Annotated in this window: 4 protein-coding genes and 2 pseudogenes; 2 read left to right on the top strand and 4 right to left on the bottom strand. The window is 32.3% G+C overall.

Annotated features, from left to right (window positions below; genetic code table 11):
* Positions 1-75 precede the first annotated feature (75 nt).
* From RRY75_RS13860 to RRY75_RS13865, 3 genes are all read right to left on the bottom strand, one after another.
* On the bottom strand, positions 76-273 hold the full coding sequence (locus RRY75_RS13860; RefSeq protein ID WP_332717329.1) for a cold shock domain-containing protein: 198 nt from the start codon (positions 271-273) through the stop codon (positions 76-78).
* Between the two features lie 477 nt (positions 274-750).
* Entirely contained in the window at positions 751-999 is a 249-nt protein-coding gene (locus RRY75_RS14325) for a S41 family peptidase (RefSeq protein WP_442935447.1), read from the bottom strand.
* A gap of 70 nt (positions 1,000-1,069) precedes the next feature.
* Positions 1,070-1,882 carry a GNAT family N-acetyltransferase gene (locus RRY75_RS13865; protein ID WP_332717332.1) on the bottom strand — a complete coding sequence of 271 codons (813 nt, stop codon included), beginning with the start codon at positions 1,880-1,882 and terminating at the stop codon, positions 1,070-1,072.
* 203 nt (positions 1,883-2,085) lie between these two features.
* On the opposite strand from RRY75_RS13865, the pseudogene RRY75_RS13870 reads away from it, so the two are divergent.
* Positions 2,086-3,020 (top strand): annotated as a pseudogene (locus RRY75_RS13870) (tyrosine-type recombinase/integrase).
* A 24-nt stretch (positions 3,021-3,044) separates the two neighbouring features.
* A pseudogene (locus RRY75_RS14330) lies at positions 3,045-3,803 on the top strand (IS91 family transposase).
* Positions 3,804-4,166: 363 nt separating this feature from the next.
* Here the strand turns inward: RRY75_RS14330 and RRY75_RS13880 are convergent.
* Positions 4,167-4,589: a hypothetical protein gene (locus tag RRY75_RS13880; RefSeq protein ID WP_332717341.1), complete on the bottom strand. Its 423-nt coding sequence runs from the start codon at positions 4,587-4,589 to the stop codon at positions 4,167-4,169.
* Positions 4,590-4,876: the final 287 nt, after the last annotated feature.

Here is a 4,876-nt window from a genome sequence, read left to right on the forward strand (position 1 = left end):
AATATATGCAAAAAAGAGGTGCCACAAAACTAGTTACCTAGTTTTGCGACACCCCTTTTTTCATTTATAATGAAATTAAGCTCTTGTTACGTTTTCTGCTTGTGCTCCACGAGGACCTTTTGTAACATCGAAGTTTACTCTTTGTCCTTCTTCAAGAGATTTGAATCCATCTCCTTGGATTGCTGAGAAATGTACGAAAACGTCATCTCCGTCTGCTCTTTCAATAAAACCAAAACCTTTTTCTGCGTTAAACCATTTAACTGTACCTGTCATTTGAGGTACCTCCTAATTTTTTATTTCTGTAATCAATAGGAAATAAAAAATTTCACATATTATTACAGATTATATTGAGTAAATAGCTATAATCTCTAATAGTATGTGAAATAATATTCAGTAACATATAAAATTTATAAATATCGACCTATAGTTATATAATAACCCATATCATATAACTTGTCAATGCTTTTTACTACTTATAAAACTTTTAATTTTATATCTTGGGCCTTGTTAGATTATATTGAGGATATAGTACAAAAAGATGGCCCCTTCGACTGAAGGGGCTAATTCGCGTGACAGAATAACTATGTATTGAATCCCATTAGAAAAACTGTTGTGCTACAGATAATACTTGTTATTCACATTGAGGCATATATGATTCTGCATCTCTAATCCACTTAATTACTTCTCCTTCAATATCTACACAGTCAACCTAATAATCTGGTGTATATCCTTCGCCTTCTTTAGATTTACTCAAAAATTTTTAGAAGGAATGCCTAATACTATAAAAGAATTTTTCAAAGCAAATGCTTGTACTTCACCAAATAGTCCCATCCCACATGTGTTTTCTCCAATCAATACATTATTTTTTATGCACTTAGAATAGCCTACAGCATTTTCTGCCGAGGAACCTGTCTTACTATTAATGATTGTATAAATTTTCCCTGAAAATGTTCCTTTTAAAAAATTTACTTCTTTCTCAAGATTAAATACCCATTCAATATGCGGTTTCTCTCTAGTCTATTAACTTATAAATTATCTATTACTTGAATTAACTATTTGATGGGTTGATTTACAATTTTATCATATTGATTTCAACTTCATCTGGGCAACCTTTAAATCCCATACTTTCATATAGATGTATAGCATGTTCATTACATTCATCTGCCATTAAAAATGCTCTGGTTGCTCCAACAGTTTTACCATATTGATATGCTTGCTTAATCAGTTCTCTGGCAATACCTTTTCTTTGATAGTTTGGATGAACAGCTACTTCTCTTAACCATAAAATTGCTCCTTTTTCACTTTCATGTGCATATGTAGCAATACAAATAGCTCCTACTACGTTAGTATTTAGTCTTTTTACGAGGATCGTACTATTTATCGCATGACTTGGTAACGCAGGTTCTCTGCCTTCCACCCATTGTCTAACCCATTCCGTTGTTTGTCCTGAGAAACCTCTACTTTGTCCTCGACAAGCTAATGTTACCTCAGATACTTTATCATATTCATTGGCTTGAATTTTATCTATGTCCACTTTTGTATCTGCTAAGTTTATGCTTTCAGAGAAATAATCATTCCATACTGCATACATCTCAAAATCTGCTTGTTTTAAAGGATTTACCCACTCTTTGGGAATAAATGTAATAAGGACATCTGTATTTTCACTATTCATAGCTTTTAGTAAAATTTCTACTCTATTACATGCCCAATGATATTGATTTAATTTGTCCTCTGAGTTATAACCATATATCAGGATAATATTTTCATCATTATACAAAATATTATAAGTTTTAATGCTCTCAAATTCTGTATATTTTAGGGAATTATATTTGAAATCATCCAATCTACTTTGTATCTTTACGTATTCATCTTTTGTAATCATAATGCCTCCTACTTTTAATAAGTCCTAATTTACTGGAATAAACAAATATCTATTGAACTAAACTGCTATCGCAGTGGCTGTCTAAACTTGTAATCACTGCATCACTTAAATCTATTATAATCTTTAAATTATATATTTTATATACTTATCCTTCAAAATTCAGAAGTACTCAAAGTACAAATCTATTTTGAAGGAGTTTTTTTATGACACAAGAAGAAGTTTTAGAGAAGTTAGCGACTGATATACGATTACGGGGGATGAGTGAAAAAACAGTTGTATCCTATTGTGCCCAAGCATCATTTTTTATGAGGTACTTTAATAGGCCAGCTGATGAAATGGTTGAAAAAGAGTTTAGGATTTTTCTTGAGTATCTTAACCGTGAGAGACATCTTAAACCAACTACTTTTAATAATTATAATAGTGCATTACGTTTTCTTTTTGAGGTAACACTTGAACAAAACCTGAATTATAAGCGTATTCCTAGAAAAAGGCTTCCCAATAAAATTCCCAATGCATTAACAAGATCAGAAATATTAACTTTTTTACAAGTAATTGATGACCCACGTTACAAAGCTATTTTTTCTATTACCTATGGTTGTGGACTTCGCTTATCTGAAGTTCAAAAACTACGTATACAAGATGTAGATAGTACGCATATGCGTTTATTCATTTATCAGGGGAAAGGACAAAAAGATAGATATGTCCCTTTGGCCCCATCATCTCTTGAATTGCTTAGAGAATACTACAAAACAACTCGCCCCAAACACCCTCTAGGATATCTTTTTCTTAGTCGTTATGGGGATGATTGTCTTTCAGGAGCGCAATACAGGAAGCCTTTAGAAAATACTATGCTCTATCAGGTATTAAATGTTATGCAACCGTTCATACCTTGAGGCACTCTTATGCAACTCATCTTATGGAAGATGGTGTTAACATCTTCTTTATACAAAGACTTTTAGGTCATTCTACACTTGTAACAACAATGAGATACCTTCGTATTGCCCATACCGATCCTCATGAAAACCAAAAGATTAATCTACTAAATGTTAGATATTTTCATGTGGTTTTTACACTTCCTCAAGAACTTAATCCTATCATCTATCAAAAACAAAAATCACTTTATAATCTCATGTTTTAGGCTGTATCAGAAACACTACAAGAGCTGGGTCTTCATAAAAAGTATCTTGGTGCAAAGCTTGGTTTTTCTTGTGTACTTCATACATGGGGGCAAACCCTTATGTATCATCCTCATATACATTGCATTATTCCAGCTGGTGGATTAAATAGCATGAATAAATGGGTTCATTCTAGATAAAAGTTTTTTCTTCCAGTTAAAGTACTTTCTAAAAAATTTAAAGGTAAATTTCTTGCACAGCTAAAAACAAAACAACTGTCTTTTCGTGGGAAACAATTCTATTTACAAGATCCAATAAATTTCAAAAAACTACTAGATAAGTGTTATCAAAAAGAATGGATAGTTTACTGTAAACCACCATTTAAAAATGCCTCTTGTGTAGTAGAGTATCTTGGGCGTTATACACATCGAGTAGCTCTCTCAAACAACCGCATTTTAAAACTACAAGATGGACAAGTATCTTTTAAATGGAGAGACTATAAAGATCATAAAAAAGAAAAAGTAATGGTGCTCTCAAGTGAAGAATTCATCCGTCGTTTTCTTACACACATTTTACCTACGAGATTTATGAAAATCCGACATTACGGTTTTTTATCAAGTCGAGGTAAACAGTTTAGCCTGCCTTTATGTAAGAAGTTAACTCACACTAAAATTCAGGATAAAGCAAAAGCTTCCACCGAAGATCTCCTTAGAAAGATACTTGGTAGAAGCCCTAACCTTTGCCCTTGTTGTGGTTATGATAAGCTCCACCATTATGGCTTACCACCACCTAAATACCCTAATTAAATATATTTTCCTTCTTGCCCCTTAAATGGGGAGGGGGGAACTATGTTTAGTTTTGCCTATAAAGGGGTATTATCATACAATCTAGTCAGAAATTTTCAAAATTTTTACGGACAACTTCTTATTTTAGAGAGAAGTAAGAAGTTCCTTTCCCCATAGCTATTCTAAAGTTCCGCAGTTATAGTTCAATGATAGTTATCTAAACTTTGGCGGTGGCTTTCTAAACTTAAAGCGAGTGCATCACGTGAGCACTCACTTTTTGGCCGCCAAACTTCAGATAACTTACTATTTATTTTGTTAAATTTATTTCTTCATCACTGAGCCAAAAATTACTTTTTTCATCTCCTTCATCTCTCCATAAATTATCTAATTATTTTTCTCGACTAGTAAATACATTTGTTCTATAAAGGTATCAATCTCATCTTTACCAGAAATAACCTTATAACATTGATTACCAATATTCAAAGAGTGTACATGCTTCTTATTTATTTCTTCACGAATAATATTTATTCTTAAATTCTTATAAGTACCGGTTTCTTTAGTCTCATTGATTCTAGGGCGAAGATCAATCCATGTATAACCTATTGCTGTATCCTTTTCTTTAAAAGGCCCTTGTACTTTTACATTTGGAAATAGTTCTTCCATATTTAAATCAATCTTATCAGTAGTAAAATGATGGGTATCAAATGTATCAAATTCAGCAATCTGGTACTCATTAGTTTCTTGCCAAAGTTCTTTAGGCATAACATTTCGAAGTGATTGTGGACGATAACGAATAGCAACCATCATAGAAACTATGACACTAAGCATTAAAAATAGGTATATTCTTTTTTTCTCATAATAAACGCCTCACTTGAGCAATTATTTATTTTAAAACTTCTTATCATAAGTCTAAATATTTCAACACCCGATTTACTTTACATTTTTTATTTTTATATAATTCTATATAGATTATCTCGATTAGTCTAACAAATCCAATACAAAAAGGCTACTTCTTATTTCTAAGAAATAGCCTTTTAAGGAATTGCGGAGTCAGGACTTGAACCTGAGACCTTCGGGTTATGAGCCCGACGAGC

The sequence above is a fragment of the Niameybacter sp. genome, assembly GCF_036655075.1.
Lineage (GTDB): Bacteria > Bacillota > Clostridia > Lachnospirales > Cellulosilyticaceae > Holtiella.